This is a genomic window from Eubacterium sp. AF22-8LB, from assembly GCF_003458715.1.
Taxonomy (GTDB): domain Bacteria; phylum Bacillota_I; class Bacilli_A; order Erysipelotrichales; family Erysipelotrichaceae; genus Holdemanella.
The window spans coordinates 1-21288 of the sequence record NZ_QRVI01000030.1; the positions used below are offsets into that span (position 1 = coordinate 1).

The following is a 21288-nucleotide window of genomic DNA, read 5'->3' on the forward strand; positions in this document are numbered from 1 at the left end:
ACAGATATTCTATCAGATTTTAAAAAGACTGTCGACAGTCACTTTGTCAACAGTCTGAACAGACTTCACATGAAGTCTGTTTTAATATACTCAGCTATTTTAAGAGCAAGTTCTTTATGCCCATTTTCAGATAAGTGCACACAATCAAAACTCATATCTAAAGGATTTCCATCAATACATTTCACTCCTATATGTTTATAAGCCTCATTTAATTGAACACTTTCATTATAGAATGGTGAATCTTTTAAAACGGGTGGACATACAATCAGTACTTTATCTTTATCAATTTTATCAATCAGAGTATGCATAAAGAAAATAATGTCATCAACCTTATAATAATGAATTATATCATTAGATCCTAACATCACACAAAATAAATCTATAGAATCCAACTCAAATATATCATCCTTTACATCTCTCAACAAACGGCCATTTTGACTATTTTCAAAAAACATCCATCCAGATACAAGTTTATTTAAATAATCCACATACGTTAAATCATATCTCTGTAGATAGCCTCTAGGGTCATATCCCCATGTATTGGAATCACCTAATATTAATGCTTTTTTCATTATGCCTCTTTTCTAATTCTTTTACGCACAACAAGAAAACAAAGCATATGGGCAATAATCGTAATCGTCCATGAAATTGGATACGAAACATAAAGTGAAAATTGTGTATGTAAAGACTTAAATACAGTAAATATCCATATAACACGAAAAACACAAACACCTGTCAAAGAAACTAACATAGGTAAAATAGAATAGCCTACCCCACGTAAGCTACCAACCATGGTATCCATCATTCCACACAAACAATACGTTGCAGCTATCACACTTAATCTTTCTATACCATACTGAATGACATGCCTATCGTTGGTATAAATTGATAATAATTGTTGTCCAAAAAAGTAAGCTCCCTGTCCAAGAACTAAACCAACAAGAGCCACAATACCTAAACATTCAATAAGAATCTTATCGATTCGATCAAATTTTTTTGCTCCAAAATTCTGTGATGTAAACGATAATGACGTTTGATATACCGCATTCATCGATGTATATACAAACCCTTCTATATTACTTGCAGCTGTATTTCCTGCCATAACAACAGAGCCAAAGGAATTCACACTTGATTGAATCAACACATTAGATATACTAAAAATAATACCTTGAAGTCCAGCAGGCAACCCTACCTCTAACATTTTTAATGCGAGATCTTTATGAAAACGCATATTCTTTAATTCAAAATGTAAAGGCCCATCCATATGTTTTAAGCACAATAAAATTAATCCCGCACTTATACCTTCTGAAATCATCGTAGCTAAGGCAACACCTGCGACACCCATATGTAAGACAATCACGAAGAACAAATTAAACACAACATTTATAATTCCTGATATCAATAAAAAATAAAGCGGTCTTTTTGTATCTCCAATCGACCTTAGAATAGCAGCTCCAAAATTATAGAGCATGAAAAAAGGCATACCTACAAAATAAATACGCATATATAAAGATGATAAGTCAATAACATCTTCTGGTGTAGCCATCAATTCTAATAATGGCTTAGAAAAAAAGAACCCAATAAAAATCATCAAAATTCCACCAACTATAGAAATAAAAATAGCCGTATGTACTGTTTTTGATGCATTCTCATCATCTCTAGCACCAATGTACTTACCTAATACAACATTTGCTCCCACACTAATACCAATAAACAAATTGACTAATAGATTAATTAAAGCACTTGTCGAACCTACTGCCGCTAATGCCTGGCTTCCCGTAAAACGACCTACCACAATAATATCAGCTGCATTAAATAACAATTGTAAACAGCCTGATAAAATTAGTGGAATCGCAAATATAATCAATTTTTTAAATATTGGACCATTACACATATCCACTTGATAACTACGCATACTTCTCTCCCTTAAACATATGTAAAATTATAAACCTTATGCAACAATTATGAAAGAAAAAAAGAATGAAATGTAATTTTTCATTCTTTATTGAACTCTTACTTTCATACGATCCGGATGCAAACTATATTGAATCGCAATTTCTTTTGTAATTCTACCTTGTTTATACAATTCAAAAATTGAATCATCCATCATTTGCATGCCATTTTGACGATTGGAAACCATAGTATTCTCAATTTGATGAATTTTATTCTCTCTAATCTGAGAACGAATAGCTGGATTCACATGCATGATTTCAAATACAGGGATCAAATTACCTTCTTTATCCGGAATCAACTGTTCACTCACAACCGACTCTAGAATCATGGATAACTGTGCCCGAACTTGATCTTGATGTCCTTGAAACATATCTACAATTCGATCAATCGTATTAACGGCACCTACTGTATGTAGCGTAGATAGAATTAAATGACCTGTCTCAGCAGCACTTAAGGCCGTCGAAACGGTTTCTTCATCACGCATCTCACCTAATAAAATAATTTCTGGAGCTTCACGTAAGGCTGACTTCAAAGCAGTTAAATAATTCTTTGTATCATGATAAACTTCACGTTGAGAAACAATCGATTTTTTATGTGAATGTAAAAATTCAATTGGATCTTCAATTGTAATAATATGACAGTTTCGTGTTTCATTCATACGATCAATTAAGCATGCTAAGGTTGTACTTTTACCACTTCCTGCTGGTCCACTCACTAAAATAATTCCTTTTCGACGATTAGACAAATTCAAAATAGATTCTGGTATGTGTAAATCCTCAGGATTAGGTAATCCAAATTTTACTACACGTAAAACAGCTGCTTCTGAATTTCGTTGATGATATACGTTTACACGAAATCTTCCTACTTGCGATAAAGAAAATGAAAAGTCATCCTCTCCTTCTGACATAAAATTGTCATAAGAACAATAAGGTGCAAACCCATATAGCTGTTGAACGATATCCTTTGTATCATTTGGCATCATTTTTTTGTCATTTACCGCAACTAATTGTTGTCCAATCTTCAGCATACACGGACTACCCGCAATAAAGAAGATATCCGAAGCATTTTCGTGTATTGCCCTTTTCAAAATATCAACAACATCCATTTAAGATTCCCCTTTCACTATTGTTTTAAAAGTAATGATTTTCCCATCTTTAACCTTAACCTTTAAATATGTTTTTTCCTTTACATGAACCAAAAAATCTGTTTTATTCTCCTCAATCAACGCATGTGCTTTGATTTCTGCTTCATAATACGCTTTTTTATATGCATAGGTCCGATTGGTTTGTTCATGAATTTGGTAAACCTTATCCGCTGAAAATAACACTAAAACACACATGCATACAACCACAAATATACTGAGCATCGTTACAACGCCTAATCCTATTCTTGACTGTTTCATCAATGATTCCCCTCTTGATAATAATTATAATCTAAAATCTTCATATCTTTTGTATAAACACGAATTCGATATTCATTTTCATTTATATTTGTGATTTTGATCTGATACGTATTATCATTCATTTCCTTTTTATAAACGCCAATATCTGCATGTCCCTCTATCTCATTTTGAGCAATAATCATCGCATCCTGACGATATGAATCCTTCTGAGAGATTTGCATCATTTTCGCATATATTTCAATTAAGATTGTCGAAGTAATCAAGAAAAAGAAGAGTACAAATAATAATTCCAAAAAGAATGAAAATGGTTTTTTTGTCATGATGCATCCTCACTTCTTAATTCGACTTGAAAATCAATGCCATTTATTTTACATAAAACACTGTTTTTTTCTTGTTTCACATCAAATTGATTACAAGGCATCAAAGCCTGACCCATAGTAAAATCCGGCTCCATATTTGACACCACACACAACTCCATCAAATTTGATTTTTGTTTATATAAATATGTATCACTTTTTGCATCCTGCAACTTAATGACTTTTTTACCATGGATTGAAAGAACACTCACACTATTTATTTCATCATAGCTATGAATTTTATTTGTGACATAAGAAACAGGTGTATACGTTTCAAAATCATTTTTCGTTCTTCTTTGTAGCACTGTATAATCTTCAATTTGAATATTCAATAACATAAAACAACACAATGTAAATAAAAACATTAAAGAAAGAGAAAAGAAAATACCTACATTTTTCATGATTCATTCCCCTTTCTATATACATAAATATTTGGATACACATTGTCCCCTTGCCAATCATACGTAATAAAATATCCATTTACATCATATGTAAATCCATAATACTTTTTTAAATATTGAATGCTTTCAGGATAACGCCCCTCCACACTGTAACAAGTAATCAATGCCGTATCTAAACTGTTTTTTACACGATCCGCATCTAAATTCTCTGTACTCTTATTGATATTTGAAAAACCAAATAATATCAATATCAAAAACAAGCCAAAGAACAATATGTTCTTTATTCTCATAGGACTACCCCAATGTTTGTAAGACATTCATCAATGGCAGCATAATAGAAATTAACACAAAACCAACTAATAAAGATAAACCAGCAATCATAGTTGGCTCAAGTCGATTTAAAAAGCCAGATAGCATTCTTTCTAAATCATCCTTATAGTGAATCGACAAGGTTTTTAACACTTCATCTTGATGTCCACTTTCATCTGCTGCTAACAATAAAGCACCATACCCTTGATCATAAACATTCTCATTGACTAGTGCCCTAGCTAAGCTTTCCCCTTCAAGCATACGCTTTTTTACTTTTTCAATTTTATCCTTTAAAACCGGATGATCAATCGATTGAAGAATAATCTCAACCGCATCCACTAAAGAATATCCACTAGAAACAAATAAAGAAAGAATGTATGTAAATTTTGTCATTTCTGTTTGATAATGTAATTTAGAAAACAATGGCAATTTTGTAGTCCAAGCCTTATTTGTGCTTCTCTTATATAGGACAAATAAGATACATCCACAAATAAGAATCATTAGTAGGATAAAAAATCCAATATAACTTATGATTCTTGCCGTATTCATTAACGCTAACGACATCGACATTTGTCTTAAAATATTTTCAAATATAGGAAACACTTTAAATATCAATGCTGCCACAATCACAAACATCATTACAATCAATACAAAAGGATATGTGATTGCATCTTGAATTTGATAATTCAATTTCTTTTGTCTTTCATAATATACACTTAATTCTTTCAATACAACATCTAAATTTCCAATATTTTGTCCTACAATAACCATTTGAATCATATAGTCATCAAACTCTTTTGATTTAGTAAGTGCATCCGAAAAAGGGGTCCCATCCTGCATAAAATCAACAATTGTTTTTGCACATCGACTCACACCTGCATCAAAGCCTGCCAGCATTTTTAATCCTTCATCAATTTGCAAACCATTTGAAATCGCCAAAGCCAATTCGCTGGTAAATATATATTTTTCTTCATTCGTTAACATAAATACGCCTCCTAATAGTGATACACTTCATCATATTTCCCTTCATAGTCCGAATTTTTAGAATCGGCAAAAGTAGGATCTACTAGATTCCACTTTTCCTTTTTAAAATATATTTTAGGATTGATCCATCCTTTGTCTTTTAAATAAATCTCTACCCAGGCATGATATTCAATATCCGTCCACCCTACAATGACCTTTGCAGGTATTCCCTGGATTCTACATAAAGCTGCAAGGCTAGCCGCATAGTCAAAACATATACCTTTATGACTCTTTAACGACCCATCAATATCAGGTAAAACAAAAGTTTCACTGACATCCTTCGCCTTTTGATCATCATAATTCAATGTATCTACTACATATTTAAATAAGTGAGCGATTCGAGTTAAATCATCTTTATCTTCTTTTACAAGTTCAAATGATTTCTTATATACATATGAATCAGCTGTGTAATCCACAATTTGATTTGGATATAAATAAGGAGCAAGATCATTAGTCAATTGTACATCCACCGTACAAGAAGCACATATCGCATATCTTGTTCCTTCTATTTGCTGCAAAATTTTGATTGTATAGCTTCCATTTCCCATATTTATTGGAAAAGTTTTAAAATCTGTTGTCTTTAAATCATAATTGTATTTTTTATCATTTTTTGCGATCTGTATCTTTATACCTTCTGTTTCTTGTAGTAACCTTGCGCAAAGATAACCATCATTTTTTTGACTCAAATCAACCAGCGCCAAGCTTCCATCACTCAAAACATCTGATTGTTCTTGTTTAGGCCACAATACTTGTTCTTCTGTTTGAGAAGGACTTTCCTTGCACTTTGTTGGATACTCTTTAGAATCTTGACATCCAAGACATATGCATAACCCAATCAAAATACAAAATATTTTTTTTAATTTCTTATAATTTTTCATACTGAATTAATAATACACCTATTTAGCACAAATCAAGTCACTAAATGCACAAATCGATAAAGGTCGTCCATAAAAATATCCCTGTCCAATATCTGCTTTTAGCTCTCGAATAAATACATCATCCTCGCTTGATTCGACACCCTCAACAACGACGAGTATATGTGATTTCTTAGCGAAGCTGATTATGGATTCTAAAATCCATTTTGTTTTTTGATTTTCCATTTCTGAATTTGTATGTAAAAAAATACGATCAATTTTCAACTCATCAATATGCAATTGAGATAAAACATTCAACGATGAATACCCACTTCCAAAATCATCTAAGGAAACAGAGAATCCGAGTTTCTTAACTTCCGTAAGAATTTGATTAAACATTTGAATATCTTCAATAACAGTACTCTCTAATACTTCCAAAGTGATATATTTAGCCGATACTTGATACTCATTTAATAATGCTTTTAATTCAGAAATATAATTTTCGTGATAAAAAACGATTTTAGATTGATTCACAGAAATATTAACCGGCTCTATTCCCATATCCATCCATTCGCGAATTTGCGTAAATGCTTTTCTCAACATATAAAAATCGAGTTTTGAACAAAAACGATTTTTTTCAAAAAGCCCCACAAAGCTAGATGGAGGCAGATACGTTCCATTATCTAATTTCCAACGCACTAATGCTTCTGCGGCAAACACTTTATTTGTATTTAAATCAATCTTAGGCTGTAGAACCATTTCAAAGCGCTCAGAATCTAAAGCCTGTTGCATATTTGATTCAACAAAGTTTTCAAATTCTTTTTTCTTATGAACCTCTTCATCAAAGAAACATATATTTCCAGAAGACATTTCCTTCGATTGAGCTAAAGCAAACATAACATTTGTCAGCATTTGCTCATATGAATACTTTTCTTCATCCGTCACATTACTAATAACTCCGCAACAAAACTCATACTCATATTGAAAATCTTTCGTATTTTTTCGAATCTCATCAAACATGGCATTTATACGATTAGAAATTTCAATTTCCTTTGTATCTGTTAATAAAATATAAAATACATCCGCACTATCTCTACATATAATTTCATCTTTTTTTAGCATCGGTTTTATACAAGCAACAATGCGACGTAAAATTTCATCTGATTTTCTTCTTCCCAAAATTTCATTCATAAATTTAAATCGTCGCATATTTAAAGCCACCAATGAATACTGATGATTATTTCCATCATATGTCTTCACCAACTCCATAAATCGAATCGTTGAAACAGCTTCCGTCAAACGATCCGTATAAGCAATGTTTTCCATTTCCTTATGGTTCTTTTCCATGATTCTATAAGCGATATAAAACAATAGAATAACAACAAGTACGAATACCACTAACACAAAATTGGTTGCCCTAGACATCATATATATTGGATTATTCAAAGACTTTGCAGAATTCACATAACAAATATACCACCCATGAATTCCCATACTCTTTACAACTATTCCATGCTCATCTCCATTGACACCAATCAAGCCATTGATTTTCTCTGATATATCGACATGCTTTAGCACAGCCAATACATCATTAGAGTCCTCATCCTTTTGGATTCCATAAAAATCTTTTAAATTTGTGATATACAGATTGCCCCCATTGATTGATTTTTTCAATAAAAGCGAATACGGAGTCAAACTACCATTTGCACATAGAACACCCATGATATGATTTGAATTGTCATAAACAGGGACCGTATACGTAACTATGAGTCTATTTTTGTTCATTTGTATAGATGTACTGTTCTTCCCTGAAAATCCTTTGGATATTTCATTTTTTAAATCTTTTGAAAGACCATTATATGTTATATGCATGTCCCCAGAAGAAACATGCATATTGTTATTTATATCTATATATAAAATGGAAGTAAAATCATTCTCCTCTTTCATACGCATTAATAAGGTATCCACATCAGAATCATAGATCAATTCTTTTGATAAGACTTTTAATAAAGTAAGATCCGCATCTTTTTGTGCAGAGATTCGCTGTGCACATAAATCCATCTCCTGATTCATTGTTGTATATGTTGCTTTATTCAAACTATTATCGGCATGGTTTATAAAAACAAAAGCCATAATTAAAATAACCATAACCATCATTATGGCAACAGTTAATAATTTATGCATTCTTTTAGTAAATACATTTATATCCATATACAACCAACAACTTTCTTCTACTTGTTATACTTAATTATTTCTATCCAATTCGGCTCTGTGAACTGAATAATTCATACGATAATTTTTCTTTCTAAACATGCTGTAGAACTTATTAGAAATACGCTGAATAATAATATGCGCATTTTCTTCTGTTTGACAATCCACCAAAAGCAATAACTGGGTTTCACTTGTTCTTGTATATAAATCATTACTTCTTAAACAAGATCCAACCAATCGTTTTACACGATCAAAATCTAAGCCCAACTTATCATAATCTAATGTACCATCTGAAAATTGCAGCATAATTAAAAAATAGTTTTGTTCATTACGAATCGAGTTTTTTAACAACAATTCATAAAAATACTTGAATATTTCATACGAACAAAGAAAGCCTTGATTCTGTTGATCACGCTTAGAAAGTTCCTTCATAATCGTTTCCATGTCTTTACTTTCTTCTTTTGCATGATCTGCAATAATAACATCATATAGCTGTTTAAATCGATTAGATAAGCCTGTACCTAATTCCGACATAAAAATATCATTTAACTCATCATAATACTTTAAAGCCTCTCGGTAATTACGCGTAGCTACTAATCCCTTCATATAATAATAGTGCAAGCCCTCATTAAATGGCTCAATCAATACAGCTTGATAATTCATCAGCATCATTTCATCATAGCGCTTTTGCGTAAACAAATAGCAGGATGTTCGCATCATTGTTTTTACGTACATTTGTCTAAATGATTCTTGTTTGTGTAAAACCCAATGTAGTTGACTTGGAGAAGCGTAGAAACGGCCTTGATATAATCTAAATATTTTTCGTGCAATTTTAAACTCTTTTTCATCCAACAATTCAGATCTCGTATTAATTTGTTTATATGCTTTTTCAAGTTCAACAAAATCAATATTCCAATCTAAATTTGGATTCAGGATATACCCTTTTCTTGTCGTTACAATGACTTCCTTATCTTTAAAGAAATCAATTTCGTTTAATTCTGCACGCAATCTAAAAATCGAAAACTTCAATGCACTCGATGGGTTTTTACTTTCTGGCCATAGAATATCAATCAATTCATCTTTCTGAACTGGTTTCTCACTATGAAACAACAAAACTTCTAATAGATTCACCAATTGTTTACCGAATAATTCAACAATATTCACAGTTACATTGTCATTCGTAATCTCTAGGCCACCAAATGTTTTTACATAATACGTATCACTCATATGAATTCTCCTTTCAAAAAATTATATAGTATCTAACCTAGTTTTATTTTACAATATTTTTGACAAACAAAAAAGCAGAGAATCATAAAAATTCTCTGCGAATGGTTATTTCAATATGTATTCGACATGATGGTAATGAATCTCATTTTCCCAAATGTCAGAAAGAATTATTTTCTGATACAAGCTTTTATCAAATTCTGGAAAATATACATCTGCATCTGCCTTTGCTTCAATTTCAGTCAACACAAGCTTATCTGCATAAGGAAGCATCTCTTTGTAAATCATGCCACCGCCAATACAATATATTTCCTCATCACTATCTTTATATCGATTTAAAAATTCTTCCACACTTGTACACATTTCAACATCTTTACCTAAATCCGTACAGGAACGTGAAATAACAACATGATGACGTTTTGGCAACATTGCTGGAAGACTTTCAAACGTTTTTCTTCCCATCACTATCGTATGTCCTTGTGTTTGTTTTCTAAAAAATTTAAGATCCTGAGGCAAATGCCAAATCATATCATTATTTTTACCTAATTCACGATTTTCTCCTATTGCTGCAATTAATGTTAACTTCATAAATCACCTACTGTGCTAAAGGAAAACAAATTTTCCCCATATGCTCATAGCCTACTAGTTTTACATCTTCTTTAGGATCAAAATCATAAAAATCGCGTATTTCTGGATTTAGCCATAATTTTGGTGCTGGTAATGAACCCTTTGTTTCATATCGATTTAATTGTTCTTTAATTCCATCAATTTGGTTTACATAAATATGTGCATCTTTAATTGACCAGTCAATTGTACCTGGCTCAAGTCCAGTTACCTGTGCAACCATCATTAATAGAACTGCATACTGTGTTACATTAAATGGTAATCCTAATGGTACATCACAACTTCTTTGATGTACCCAAATATTTAATTTTCCATCCGTCACATCCCACTCAGAACTCCATACACAGCTTGGAAGTACAGCTGTGTCTAATTCACTATCTTGCCATAACGAGATAACACGTCTACGATCTTCTTTATCATACTTTAGTGAATTTAATAATTTATTCATTAGATCATATTTTTTTACAATATACCCATAAGCAGTGCCAATCGTATGTGCAAAGTTAGGATCAAAATGTTTTAATACCTTTCCCGTATTTTCATCAATCCAGTCACCATTCTCGTTAATTTCCCATTTATCCCAAATGTGGACATTTCTTTCTTGAAGCCAACGAACATCATTGCTTTGCGCCTGATATATCCAAAGCATTTCTGTAACAGCTTGACGAATGAATAATTGTTTCGTTGTTAGGATAGGAAATTCTTGAGATAAATCTAGATGAAAATGAGCACTTGGAATCTTTACCGTATCAATTCCTGTACGATTATGTACACGAACACCATTTTCTAAAATATCCTTACACAATCTACAATATACATCATCAAAGTATGACATCCACATTCTCCTTTAAAATATTCTCTTCTATAAAGTGCGCAATAGCACTTTCATCATTCGTATAAGGACTTACATATGAGCTCACATCTTTTACATCCTGCAACCCATTTTGCACGCATACTCCCATACCTACTTTTTCAAGCATTTCCTTATCATTTTGTTCATCGCCAAAGGCCACACAATTTTCAAGTTTCACCCCAAAATGTTTAGCCACCTTTTCAATTCCATATCCTTTATTAATTCTAGGATCCACATATTCAAATAGATTATTGGCAGTTAAGAAACCTACACAAGCACCATTTTTATATTGTTTAGCACGTTCTAACACTATCGGCATATATTCTTTATCACAATGAATAATCAATTTATTGCATGTGTTATTTTGTAAATAAGGCTCTAAATCAATTTCAATTTCCGTCTCACCAAATAAGCGCGCATGTTCCTGCGTTTCAATACTTGTGCGATTTGTATAGCGCGTTGCTCCTTCTAAGATCCAGAAATCTACATCCAAATCTTGAAAAAAATGAATAATATCCAAAACAATCTCACCATCAAGAACATGATATTCTTCTTTTGTACGTTGTCTTAAATCATACACAACGCCACCATTCATGCCCATTATGAAACTTACACTATTCTCAATCTTCCATTCCTTCAACATAGCACGCACTGTTTCAACAGGACGTCCTGAGGCAATCCCAAATAAAATTCCATGATTCTTTAATTTCGAAATTGCCTCTCGATTTAGGTCAGTCACTTTCTTTTGTGAATTCAAAAAAGTTCCATCTAAATCCGTTGCGACCAATGTTACTGGCTCCATAGACTATCCTTCGTATGTTAAGAAAGCTGCGTATCCTTTTTTAGCTTCATAGATATCAGCTTTACTTGCTAATTCATAAGGTGCATGCATATTATGCAAAGCCACACCACAGTCAATAACTTGCATTCCGTAGTTAGCTAAAATATAGGCGATTGTTCCTCCGCCACCTTGATCTACTTTTCCAAGTTCACTTGTTTGCCAAGCCACATTATGATCATCCATAATACGACGAATCAATGCGATATATTCTGCATTCGCATCATTACATCCACTCTTTCCACGAGCACCTGTATATTTATTAAATACAATACCTTTACCAAATTCAGCTTGGTTTCTAGGACTTGAAGCAGATGCATAAATTGGATCATGCGCTGCACTTACATCACTTGAAAGCATTGTAGAGTTCATCATAGCGCGTTTTACACTTAATGCGGAATAATCACCCATACATTCCATAACTTCAGCAACAAAGTTTTCAAAGAACATTGAATGCATTCCTGTAGCACCTTGTGATCCTACTTCTTCTTTGTCTACTAATAAACAAACAGCTGTACGTTTCACATTTTCAGCTTCTAATTGAGCTATTAAGCTTGTATAAGCACAAATACGATCATCATGACCATATCCCAATACCATACTTGAATCAAAACCACAGCTTCTTGCGTGTCCTGCAGGAACAACCTCTAGCTCAGCTGAAACAAAATCTTCTTCTTCAAAGCCATATGTTGATTTTAAAATACGAGCTACATTTGCTTTTACTGCATCCTTCTCTTCATTTTCTAAAGGAATAGATCCAACTGTTACATTTAAATCTTCTCCTGCAATTACCTCAGTTGCTTTTTTCTGTAATTGATCTGCACTTAAGTGAATCAATAAATCACTAATCACAAATACAGGATCACTTTCTTTATCTCCAATCGCAATATCTACAGTTGTTCCATCTTTTAAACAAACAACGCCATGAATAGCCAAAGGCAAAGTTACCCATTGATATTTTTTAACGCCACCATAATAGTGCGTATCTAAATATGCGATATTTCCATCTTCATACAATGGATTTTGTTTTAAATCTAAACGTGGACTATCAATATGAGCCCCCAAGATATTCATTCCTTTTTCTAATGGATTTGAACCAATATGCATAAGTGCAATTGATTTATTCATCATATTTACATAAACCTTGTCTTGTGATTTTAAAATTTCTTTATTTTCAATAACTTCTTTAATATCACGATATCCATATGATTTTGCCAATGCAATCGTATTTTTTACACAAGCTCTTTCAGTCTTTGAATCGGATAAGAAATCAATATATCCTTCACTAAACTTCATTACATCTTCAAATTCTTCTTTTGAATATTTATTCCAAACTACTTCACTCATGCTTCTACCTCCAACTTTTTAAACAAGCATTTTGACTGTTCAATTTTTGAATCCATCGTATTCATCCATTTAATGGTTCCTTCTTCACTACTTGTATTTAATAATCCTTTTTGCTCCAACAAATCCTTTGTATGCAACGTTGTTCCTACACTACCCTCTACAATATGAACTTCAGGACAAAGTTTTTCTAAATACTTCGTATAGAAAGGAAAATGTGTGCATCCCAATACAATACTGTCCAAATTTTTATAATCCGATGCCTGTAAATACTCTTTTAACACGGATTCTACAAGAGCTGTATCATCTAGCTTATCATCCTCAACCATTCTGACAAGTTTAGGGCAAGGCACCTTCACAATATGATGTTCATCTTTAAAACGGTTCATTAAATCTGCAAACTTCTTTTCCGATAAAGTCAGATCTGTTGCCCACACCGCAATTCTTTGATGTGCACTCCGATCACATGCTACCTTTAATGCTGGCTCCATCCCAATGATGTCTACATCATATTTTTTACGTAAAAGCTTAACACAGGCACTCGTTGCTGTATTACACGCAATAACAATCGCCTTAACATCCTGGCTTATAAGCTCATCACATATCGCAATACAACGCTTTGTGATCTCTTCTTTGGTTTTTGTTCCATAAGGATTGTATTTGCTATCCCCAAAATAAATCAAATTCTCATTGGGGAGCAAACTATGCATTGTATGTAAGACACTAATTCCACCTAATCCAGAATCAAAAACACCAATTGGACTTTTTGAATTCATACAAAACGCTCCTTTTCCATCTTTACAATTATACAACGTTAAAAGAAAACATCCAAGTCCTCAAACCTGGATGTATCAATGACTCATTCGCTTTTGCATTTCCTTCAATATTTTTAACAACTCACAATTTCCAATTCCATTATGAATCAAGCTATCTGGATGAACTCGATCTTCATGAAACAAATGAATTAAACGCGCCTGCAATTCCTTCAATGACATAGATTCCAATGGTGCTGTTGTCAAATAATCTTCATAATCTTTCATATCCACTAAATCTGTCGCATAAAAAGAAAGAACCATCTCCATCAATAACGATTGAACAGCTTCATTATCTTCATCAAGATTTGATTTTGCCCATACAATATCCGACTCTTGAAGTTTGCTTAACCTTTGTATATACGTTTGAACGAAAACTGCATCATCCATTTTTTCTTTCGCAAAATAATTTGAAATTTTCATATATCCTCCAAAAAAAAGAGGTTTAAGGCTTTCATCACTTCCTTAAACCGCTTTTCGTAATATTTATATCCACATATAAATATTACATGAATTTTGTTTGTATAAATTATTATTATGTTCTCTTTTACAAACAAAATTCCGTATAGATAAAACCACCACATTTTATCTATACTCCTCTAATCCACTTTTCCTTCGCAGAGTTTACCACGCTCTGCATGTCCCTTTGGCAGCTCATCACACTGCCATGAACATAATAACACATATAAAAGGGGTAAGCAAGCTTACCCCAATGTCAGTCTATGACCTATAAAGGAAGTAGTTGGTAGTGTTTCAGTCATAGAACTTACATATATATAATAATCCTATTTTTTTTGTTGTAAAGCCTTCATGATTCTTTCAAAATGTAAAAATGGCTGGTCTTTGTGCATCGTTACCAATTCTTCTAAAGATACAAATTTACAATCTATGCTTTCCTTGGCATTTAATGTTACATCGCTTAATTTAAAATCAAATTTAAATCGATAAATATCTACAAAATAATTATCGTGTCTTGTTTCATCTTCATTAAAATAAGAATAGACCACTTGCCCATTTTGCACATCCAAATTTGTTTCTTCTTTAACTTCACGTTGAATAGCCTCTTCACTGGTTTCACCACTTTTAGCTCCACCACCAGGCATTTCCCAGGCACCGGCTGCCCATTTTTTATTCAAAGACCTTCTTGTAACTAAAAATTTACCTTCTTCATTTTCTAATATAGCCAAGACATACATCATAAATTCATTTGGTTGAAATAGATAAGCATTACGATCTACTTTACGACATAAACTTTGTCTATCCTGGTTATATAAATCAATAAGTTCACTCATCAATGCACACTCCATTCTCATCTCTGTAAAAACATGAATAGTGTCCAGTATGACAGGCAGCGCCTTCTTGTTTTACCTCAAGAAGAATCGTATCCTCATCACAATCAACGCGAATGGACAAAACATGCTGATAATGACCGCTTGTTTCTCCTTTGACCCATAAACATTTTCTCGAGCGTGAATAATATGTTGCTAATTTTGTTTCTACAGTCTTTTGATAGCTTTCTTCATTCATATACGCTAACATTAAAACTTGTTTTGTTTCAACATCCTGAACAACACATGGAATCAATCCATTCTGTTTTTTAAAATCCAATTGAATCATAAACGCACGGTCACTCCTTTTTCCTTTAAATATTTCTTCACATTTTGAACGCTCGTTTCATCATAATGAAAAATACTAGCTGCAAGTGCTGCATCGCTAACTTGTAATGCATCCACAAAATCTTCCATCTTTCCACAGCCTCCAGAAGCAATCACAGGCACATTTACGATTTTTGAAACAGCTTTATACAATTCAATGTCAAAACCATCCTTTGTGCCATCCGCATCCATACTTGTCAATAAAATCTCTCCGGCACCCAATGATACACCCTTTTGAATCCACTCCATACAATCGATTCCTGTATCTTTTCTTCCACCTTCAATATAAACATTCCAACCCGCATTTTTTTTCTTCTTTTGGCATCGACCGCAAGAACAACACACTGATTACCAAAACGCTCACTTGCCTCTTTGATCAAAGAAGGATTTCGAATTGCCGCACTATTCAAGCTCACCTTATCTGCACCAGCCATCAACATGGCACGTACATCTTCAACTGTCTGGATACCTCCACCGACTGTAAATGGGATAAATATTTCTTTAGCGACCTTCTTAACGACTTCTACCATCGTTTTTCTCTTTTCTACTGTTGCGCTTATATCCAAAAAAACCAGCTCATCCGCACCATCCAAATAATATTTCTTTGCTAGAGCTACAGGATCTCCTACTTCTTTTAAACCTAAAAAATGGATGCCCTTGACTACATTTCCATCCTTCACATCTAGACAAGGAATAATTCTTTTTGTCAACATATGCGTATCGCCTCTTTCAAATCCAAAGTCTTTTCATAAATGGCTTTTCCCGCAATCACACCATACAAATCCAGATCTTTACATTTTTTTATATGAGACAAATCTCGAACTCCACCTGATGCGATCAAATTACACGATACATGATTCTTTAATGCTTCTAACATTTTAAAATTAGGACCTTGCAAAGTTCCATCCTTTGAAATATCTGTACAAATCAAAGTTTGAACCCCGATTTCTTCCATTCTTTTCGCAAAGTCCAAATAATATTCTTTACTTTTTTCTAGCCAACCTGATGTACATACATACCCATCTTTACAATCTAATCCTACCGCTATTTTTGAACCATATTTACGAACAGCATCCTTTAATAGCCCAATATCTTGAATGGCAGATGTACCTAAAATAACTCTGGATACACCATTTTCGATATAAGAATCAATAGCTGACATTGTACGAATGCCACCGCCTACTTCAACAGGAATCGTGCATGTTTTTACAATTTCATAAATTAAATCCTCGTTGACACGATTTCCTTCTTTTGCCCCATTTAAATCTACAATATGTAAATAAGGTGCATTCGCTGCTTCAAAATTTTTTGCGCAAACTAAAGCATCATCCGCTACACATGTTGATTGTCCATAATCACCCTGGTATAAACGTACGGGTTTTCCATCTAATATATCTATTGCAGGTAATACAATCATCTAGAACTCCTTTCCAAAGTATGCCAATATTTTTAATCCATCTTCCCCACTTTTTTCCGGGTGAAACTGACATCCCATAATATGATCATGCATCACTAAGCCTGGTATCTTCATTGTTCCATACATGGAATAACCAATTAAATCCATATCGTTCATATCCTTGGCATAGTATGAATGCACATAATATACATATGTATTTTCTTTAAAGATCTTTTGCGGCTGGTTACTTTCTAACGCATTCCATCCAATTTGAGGAATCTTGACATTTGTATCTTCCATATGACAAACGTGTCCTTTTAAAAAGCCAAATCCTTCACACAATCCATTCTCCTCACTTGTTTCAAATAATGCCTGCATCCCTAAGCATATTCCCAACAAAGGTATATCTTTATTTACTTGTTGAGCAATAAAGTCATATAAACCCATAGAACGCAAAGCGTGCATACAATCTTTAAATGCTCCAACTCCTGGTAATATCAATTTTTCACATTTAGACAATACTTCTATATCTTTAGATACAATACTTTCTAAGCCTAAAAAATCACAGGCATTTTTTACACTATATAAGTTCGACATTCCATAATCTATAATTCCTATCATTCTAAAACTCCTTTAGAACTTGGTATTTTATCCGATTCTATTTTTACAGCTTGTTTTAATGCACGACCAAAGGCTTTAAATATTGCTTCTACTTTATGATGATCGTTCTTTCCATAAAACACATTGATATGTAAAGTAATACCTGCTGCCACGCAAAAGGCCCTAAAAAATTCTTCAACCATTTCACAAGACATCGTTCCAATATTTTCACGTGTGAACTCGCAATTAAAGACTAGATAAGGGCGTCCACTAATGTCTAATGTTACATTGCATAAAACTTCATCCATTGGCAGATTCATACTTCCATAGCGAGCTATGCCTTTTTTATCACCTAAAGCCTCTAAAAATAATTTCCCTAGCAAAATCCCACAATCTTCAATTGTATGATGATCACACACTTCTAGATCGCCATCTGCTTTTACAGTTAGATCAAAATTAGAATGAAACGCAAACAATGTCAGCATGTGATCAAAAAAGCCAATACCTGTATCAATTTCACTCATTCCATTTCCATCTAAATTGATCTTTTCATAGATTTTTGTTTCTTTAGTATCTCTGTTTTTTTCAGCAATTCGCATACTCAAATCTCCTTAGAACATCCAAAACCATATCATTTTCTTCTTTTGAACCTATCGTAATACGAAAGCTATTATCTGCATAATTTCGAATTGTGATGTTCTTTTCTTCAAACATTTTCATTAAAGTATCTTTTTCATCGGTTCTTCCATACAAAAAGTTCGCATTTGAAGGATAGAAAGTCAATTTCTTATAATCCTTCACTTCTTGATAAGCTCGTTCTCTTTCAGCAATCACATTTTGTATTGCATTTTTATATTCATTCGCATGTTTCAATACTACACTTGCGATTGTCTGCGTTACACTACTTAGAGCATAAGGAATAAAGAGTGGAGCTAATTTTTCCACTTGCATAGAAATCATAAATCCACAACGAATACCTGCAAGTCCATATGCTTTTGATAGTGTACGACATACAAATGCCATCGGATAAACTTTTAATAAATCAATCGCACTTTCTTGACCAAATTCCATATAAGCCTCATCAAAGATCACAGGAATACTCGGAAAAGCTTCACAGATTTGAATCATCTCCTTCTTAGTAATCGCATGTCCTGTTGGATTATTTGGATTGGAGAACAAAATCATATCCACCTTTTTTTCTTTACCATTTGAAATAAACGCATCTACATCAAAGGATCCATCCAATTCCGTTTCAAACTTTTCAATGTTTGAATGATTTAAATCCACATAATAATCATACATTGAAAAATCCGGAGTCAATGTATACAACGTTTTATTATCCTGTAGATAGTACTGAATTAAAAATTCTAACATTTGGTCCGATCCATTTCCAGATAAAATCCAAGATGCAGGAACATTCATTCTATCTGCATATAAACTATGTAATTCTTGACACGTTGTATCTGGATATCGATTTAAAGGAAGGTTTGAAATCGCATCTAAAATCTCTTGTTTAATATTGTCATCTACATTTTGACTTGTTTCATTGGCATTTAATAAAATACCTGTATGTATATGTGTTTGATATCCCTTCATTATTTGACCCTCACTTTTGCAGCATTGGCATGTGCTTGTAAATGCTCTTCAGTCGCAATTGTCTCAATATATTTTGCGTATTGTTCAATTGCTTGTTTGGAATAATATAAATAAGATGATTTTTTTATAAAACTATCTACAGATAAAGCACTTGAGAAACGGGCTGTTCCACTTGTTGGTAAAACATGGTTGGTTCCTCCAAAATAATCTCCAATACTTTCACATGTGTAGTAGCCTAAAAATACACTGCCCGCATTTTTAACCTCTTGTAGATATTCCATTGGATTGGAAACCATGAGTTCCAAATGTTCAGGTGCAATCTCATTACTAATGTTAATACAATCTTCAATTGAATCACAGACAATAGCTTTTCCGTAATTTTTCAATGATTCTTCAACTATTTCCTTCTTCGGTAAAACAGAACTTTGTTTTTTTAACTGCTCATTTACAGAAGCTAAAAGCTCTTCACTAGTTGTCAATAAAATGGCACTTGCCATTGGATCATGTTCAGCTTGTGACAATAAGTCTGCAGCCACATATTCTGGATTTGCCTTTTCATCGGCTATAACTAATATTTCACTTGGTCCTGCGATCATATCAATATCAACAGTTCCGTATACTAATTTTTTCGCTGCTGCTACAAAGATATTTCCTAGGCCTACAATTTTATCCACACAATCAATTGTTTGTGTTCCATATGCCAATGCCGCAATTGCTTGTGCGCCTCCAATTTTATAAATTTTATCTACACCTGCTAGTTTTGCCGCATACGCAATATTAGGATGTATCGTCCCTTGTTTATCCGGTGGAGTTACCATAACTACATTGTTTACACCTGCAATCTTAGCTGGCAATGCATTCATTAATACACTACTTGGATATTGAGCTCGTCCTCCCGGTACATAAATGCCCACTGCTTCTAATGGAAGAACTCTTTGACCTAAATAAATACCCATTTCTTTTTGAAGTAAATATCCGTACTGCTTTTGAAGATTGTGAAAATCCTCAATATTTTGTTTTGCCAGCTTCATAGCTTGCATAAATTGTGCATCACATTTTAAAATTTGCGCTTCCCATTCTGCTTTTGATACTTCCATTGAGTCCAATTCGATCTTATCAAATTGTTTTGTATATCTTAAACATGCCTCATCCTGATTTTTTTCACATCCTGAATAATGTTAGACACGGTTGTCAAAACATCTGTGCTTAAATCTTGTGTTCGAGACATCAAGTATTCCTTTAACGTATCTTTATCTTCTTTATAAATTCTTGTCAACATTGTCATCCACCCTCTTACTTAAATCGTTGATTACTTTCATCACTTCTTTATGTTTCAATTTAAAGCTCGCCTTATTCACAATGACACGAGCACTAATATCACATACTGTATCTAATACAACCAATCCATTCTCTTTCAATGTTGTTCCTGTTTCCATAATATCTACAATTCCATCACATAAGCCCAAGATAGGAGTCAGTTCAACAGAACCATCAATTTTAATAATTTCCACATCCTTGCCTTTGGATAAAAAATATTTTTTTGCGACACTTGGATACTTTGTGCCAATCTTAATGTGCCCAACTTTTGAAAACAATTGATTTTCAGGTAAGCTTGCTACAATAAATTTACATTTCCCAATTTTTAAATCCAACAGTTCATAATTGTCATTTTCATTTTCAAGAATTGTGTCCTTGCCAACAACACCAATATCGGCAACTCCATGATTTACGTAAGTAATACAATCATTGGATTTAACTAAAAAATATTGAATATCTTCTCAGATTGTTGACAAAAGCCTATACCTTTTCGTAAGGACATAGGTTTTTTATTGTATAT

General features: G+C 33.1%; 23 protein-coding genes and 3 pseudogenes. All 26 read right to left on the reverse strand.

What is annotated here, in order from left to right; translation table 11 throughout:
• Positions 1 to 65 precede the first annotated feature (65 nt).
• Positions 66 to 572, reverse strand: a complete 507-nt coding sequence (locus DWY01_RS09900) for a GDSL-type esterase/lipase family protein (RefSeq protein ID WP_117995966.1) — start codon at positions 570 to 572, stop codon at positions 66 to 68.
• Complete coding sequence (locus tag DWY01_RS09905; protein WP_117995967.1) at positions 572 to 1915, reverse strand: MATE family efflux transporter; 1344 nt, start codon at positions 1913 to 1915, stop codon at positions 572 to 574. The genes DWY01_RS09900 and DWY01_RS09905 overlap by 1 nt, the downstream gene beginning before the upstream one ends.
• 87 nt (positions 1916 to 2002) lie before the next feature.
• A complete protein-coding gene (locus DWY01_RS09910; protein ID WP_117995968.1) occupies positions 2003 to 3058 on the reverse strand; it encodes a type IV pilus twitching motility protein PilT in 1056 nt (351 codons plus the stop codon).
• Positions 3059 to 3355, reverse strand: coding sequence for a hypothetical protein (locus tag DWY01_RS09915; protein ID WP_117995969.1), 297 nt, complete (start codon positions 3353 to 3355; stop codon positions 3059 to 3061).
• Positions 3355 to 3675 carry a hypothetical protein gene (locus DWY01_RS09920; RefSeq protein WP_117995970.1) on the reverse strand — a complete coding sequence of 107 codons (321 nt, stop codon included), beginning with the start codon at positions 3673 to 3675 and terminating at the stop codon, positions 3355 to 3357. Before DWY01_RS09920 ends, DWY01_RS09915 begins: the two co-directional genes overlap by 1 nt.
• Positions 3672 to 4112: a DUF4860 domain-containing protein gene (locus DWY01_RS09925; protein ID WP_117995971.1), complete on the reverse strand. Its 441-nt coding sequence runs from the start codon at positions 4110 to 4112 to the stop codon at positions 3672 to 3674. The genes DWY01_RS09920 and DWY01_RS09925 overlap by 4 nt, the downstream gene beginning before the upstream one ends.
• Positions 4109 to 4402, reverse strand: a complete 294-nt coding sequence (locus tag DWY01_RS09930; protein WP_117995972.1) for a hypothetical protein — start codon at positions 4400 to 4402, stop codon at positions 4109 to 4111. The genes DWY01_RS09925 and DWY01_RS09930 overlap by 4 nt, the downstream gene beginning before the upstream one ends.
• Positions 4403 to 4406: 4 nt before the next feature.
• Entirely contained in the window at positions 4407 to 5405 is a 999-nt protein-coding gene (locus DWY01_RS09935) for a type II secretion system F family protein (RefSeq protein WP_117995973.1), read from the reverse strand.
• A gap of 11 nt (positions 5406 to 5416) precedes the next feature.
• On the reverse strand, positions 5417 to 6322 hold the full coding sequence (locus DWY01_RS09940) for a transglutaminase-like domain-containing protein (protein WP_117995974.1): 906 nt from the start codon (positions 6320 to 6322) through the stop codon (positions 5417 to 5419).
• A gap of 18 nt (positions 6323 to 6340) precedes the next feature.
• On the reverse strand, positions 6341 to 8509 hold the full coding sequence (locus DWY01_RS09945) for an EAL domain-containing protein (protein WP_117995975.1): 2169 nt from the start codon (positions 8507 to 8509) through the stop codon (positions 6341 to 6343).
• 33 nt (positions 8510 to 8542) lie between these two features.
• A complete protein-coding gene (locus tag DWY01_RS09950) occupies positions 8543 to 9736 on the reverse strand; it encodes a BTAD domain-containing putative transcriptional regulator (protein ID WP_117995976.1) in 1194 nt (397 codons plus the stop codon).
• 105 nt (positions 9737 to 9841) lie between these two features.
• Positions 9842 to 10321 (reverse strand): dihydrofolate reductase, encoded by a 480-nt coding sequence (locus tag DWY01_RS09955; protein ID WP_117995977.1) that lies wholly within the window; start codon positions 10319 to 10321, stop codon positions 9842 to 9844.
• 7 nt (positions 10322 to 10328) lie between these two features.
• Positions 10329 to 11192, reverse strand: a complete 864-nt coding sequence (thyA, locus tag DWY01_RS09960; protein WP_117995978.1) for a thymidylate synthase — start codon at positions 11190 to 11192, stop codon at positions 10329 to 10331.
• Positions 11179 to 12012, reverse strand: a complete 834-nt coding sequence (locus DWY01_RS09965; protein ID WP_117995979.1) for an HAD family hydrolase — start codon at positions 12010 to 12012, stop codon at positions 11179 to 11181. Before DWY01_RS09965 ends, thyA begins: the two co-directional genes overlap by 14 nt.
• A 3-nt stretch (positions 12013 to 12015) precedes the next feature.
• Positions 12016 to 13395: an aminopeptidase gene (locus tag DWY01_RS09970; RefSeq protein WP_117995980.1), complete on the reverse strand. Its 1380-nt coding sequence runs from the start codon at positions 13393 to 13395 to the stop codon at positions 12016 to 12018.
• A complete protein-coding gene (gene murI / locus DWY01_RS09975) occupies positions 13392 to 14168 on the reverse strand; it encodes a glutamate racemase (RefSeq protein ID WP_117995981.1) in 777 nt (258 codons plus the stop codon). Before murI ends, DWY01_RS09970 begins: the two co-directional genes overlap by 4 nt.
• A gap of 75 nt (positions 14169 to 14243) precedes the next feature.
• Positions 14244 to 14627: a hypothetical protein gene (locus DWY01_RS09980; protein ID WP_117995982.1), complete on the reverse strand. Its 384-nt coding sequence runs from the start codon at positions 14625 to 14627 to the stop codon at positions 14244 to 14246.
• Between the two features lie 362 nt (positions 14628 to 14989).
• Positions 14990 to 15496 carry an NUDIX domain-containing protein gene (locus tag DWY01_RS09985; RefSeq protein WP_158553706.1) on the reverse strand — a complete coding sequence of 169 codons (507 nt, stop codon included), beginning with the start codon at positions 15494 to 15496 and terminating at the stop codon, positions 14990 to 14992.
• Complete coding sequence (gene hisI / locus DWY01_RS09990) at positions 15489 to 15821, reverse strand: phosphoribosyl-AMP cyclohydrolase (RefSeq protein ID WP_117995984.1); 333 nt, start codon at positions 15819 to 15821, stop codon at positions 15489 to 15491. The genes DWY01_RS09985 and hisI overlap by 8 nt, the downstream gene beginning before the upstream one ends.
• Positions 15818 to 16572, reverse strand: a pseudogene (gene hisF / locus DWY01_RS09995) (imidazole glycerol phosphate synthase subunit HisF). Before hisF ends, hisI begins: the two are co-directional and overlap by 4 nt.
• A complete protein-coding gene (gene hisA, locus DWY01_RS10000) occupies positions 16566 to 17276 on the reverse strand; it encodes a 1-(5-phosphoribosyl)-5-[(5-phosphoribosylamino)methylideneamino]imidazole-4-carboxamide isomerase (RefSeq protein ID WP_117995985.1) in 711 nt (236 codons plus the stop codon). The pseudogene hisF and the gene hisA overlap by 7 nt, the downstream one beginning before the upstream one ends.
• A complete protein-coding gene (gene hisH, locus DWY01_RS10005) occupies positions 17277 to 17876 on the reverse strand; it encodes an imidazole glycerol phosphate synthase subunit HisH (RefSeq protein ID WP_117995986.1) in 600 nt (199 codons plus the stop codon). It lies immediately after the preceding gene.
• The gene (gene hisB / locus DWY01_RS10010; RefSeq protein ID WP_305775249.1) at positions 17873 to 18460 is read right to left on the reverse strand and encodes an imidazoleglycerol-phosphate dehydratase HisB; all 588 of its coding nucleotides are present in this window, start codon (positions 18458 to 18460) and stop codon (positions 17873 to 17875) included. The genes hisH and hisB overlap by 4 nt, the downstream gene beginning before the upstream one ends.
• A complete protein-coding gene (locus DWY01_RS10015; RefSeq protein ID WP_117995988.1) occupies positions 18441 to 19451 on the reverse strand; it encodes a histidinol-phosphate transaminase in 1011 nt (336 codons plus the stop codon). The genes hisB and DWY01_RS10015 overlap by 20 nt, the downstream gene beginning before the upstream one ends.
• Positions 19451 to 20736: pseudogene (hisD, locus tag DWY01_RS10020) on the reverse strand (histidinol dehydrogenase). The gene DWY01_RS10015 and the pseudogene hisD overlap by 1 nt, the downstream one beginning before the upstream one ends.
• Positions 20711 to 21229, reverse strand: a pseudogene (gene hisG, locus DWY01_RS10025) (ATP phosphoribosyltransferase); the annotation flags it as partial. The pseudogenes hisD and hisG, both read right to left, overlap by 26 nt.
• Between the last annotated feature and the right edge of the window lie 59 nt (positions 21230 to 21288).

Bases quoted from the DNA above. Each gene is read 5' to 3' on its own strand.
- DWY01_RS09900 (WP_117995966.1), bottom strand. From the start codon at position 572: ATGAAAAAAGCATTAATATTAGGTGATTCCAATACATGGGGATATGAC.
- DWY01_RS09905 (WP_117995967.1), bottom strand. From the start codon at position 1,915: ATGCGTAGTTATCAAGTGGATATGTGTAATGGTCCAATATTTAAAAAA.
- DWY01_RS09910 (WP_117995968.1), bottom strand. From the start codon at position 3,058: ATGGATGTTGTTGATATTTTGAAAAGGGCAATACACGAAAATGCTTCG.
- DWY01_RS09915 (WP_117995969.1), bottom strand. From the start codon at position 3,355: ATGAAACAGTCAAGAATAGGATTAGGCGTTGTAACGATGCTCAGTATA.
- DWY01_RS09920 (WP_117995970.1), bottom strand. From the start codon at position 3,675: ATGACAAAAAAACCATTTTCATTCTTTTTGGAATTATTATTTGTACTC.
- DWY01_RS09925 (WP_117995971.1), bottom strand. From the start codon at position 4,112: ATGAAAAATGTAGGTATTTTCTTTTCTCTTTCTTTAATGTTTTTATTT.
- DWY01_RS09930 (WP_117995972.1), bottom strand. From the start codon at position 4,402: ATGAGAATAAAGAACATATTGTTCTTTGGCTTGTTTTTGATATTGATA.
- DWY01_RS09935 (WP_117995973.1), bottom strand. From the start codon at position 5,405: ATGTTAACGAATGAAGAAAAATATATATTTACCAGCGAATTGGCTTTG.
- DWY01_RS09940 (WP_117995974.1), bottom strand. From the start codon at position 6,322: ATGAAAAATTATAAGAAATTAAAAAAAATATTTTGTATTTTGATTGGG.
- DWY01_RS09945 (WP_117995975.1), bottom strand. From the start codon at position 8,509: ATGGATATAAATGTATTTACTAAAAGAATGCATAAATTATTAACTGTT.
- DWY01_RS09950 (WP_117995976.1), bottom strand. From the start codon at position 9,736: ATGAGTGATACGTATTATGTAAAAACATTTGGTGGCCTAGAGATTACG.
- DWY01_RS09955 (WP_117995977.1), bottom strand. From the start codon at position 10,321: ATGAAGTTAACATTAATTGCAGCAATAGGAGAAAATCGTGAATTAGGT.
- thyA (WP_117995978.1), bottom strand. From the start codon at position 11,192: ATGTCATACTTTGATGATGTATATTGTAGATTGTGTAAGGATATTTTA.
- DWY01_RS09965 (WP_117995979.1), bottom strand. From the start codon at position 12,012: ATGGAGCCAGTAACATTGGTCGCAACGGATTTAGATGGAACTTTTTTG.
- DWY01_RS09970 (WP_117995980.1), bottom strand. From the start codon at position 13,395: ATGAGTGAAGTAGTTTGGAATAAATATTCAAAAGAAGAATTTGAAGAT.
- murI (WP_117995981.1), bottom strand. From the start codon at position 14,168: ATGAATTCAAAAAGTCCAATTGGTGTTTTTGATTCTGGATTAGGTGGA.
- DWY01_RS09980 (WP_117995982.1), bottom strand. From the start codon at position 14,627: ATGAAAATTTCAAATTATTTTGCGAAAGAAAAAATGGATGATGCAGTT.
- DWY01_RS09985 (WP_158553706.1), bottom strand. From the start codon at position 15,496: ATGAGTGAACTTATTGATTTATATAACCAGGATAGACAAAGTTTATGT.
- hisI (WP_117995984.1), bottom strand. From the start codon at position 15,821: ATGATTCAATTGGATTTTAAAAAACAGAATGGATTGATTCCATGTGTT.
- hisA (WP_117995985.1), bottom strand. From the start codon at position 17,276: ATGATTGTATTACCTGCAATAGATATATTAGATGGAAAACCCGTACGT.
- hisH (WP_117995986.1), bottom strand. From the start codon at position 17,876: ATGATAGGAATTATAGATTATGGAATGTCGAACTTATATAGTGTAAAA.
- DWY01_RS10015 (WP_117995988.1), bottom strand. From the start codon at position 19,451: ATGAAGGGATATCAAACACATATACATACAGGTATTTTATTAAATGCC.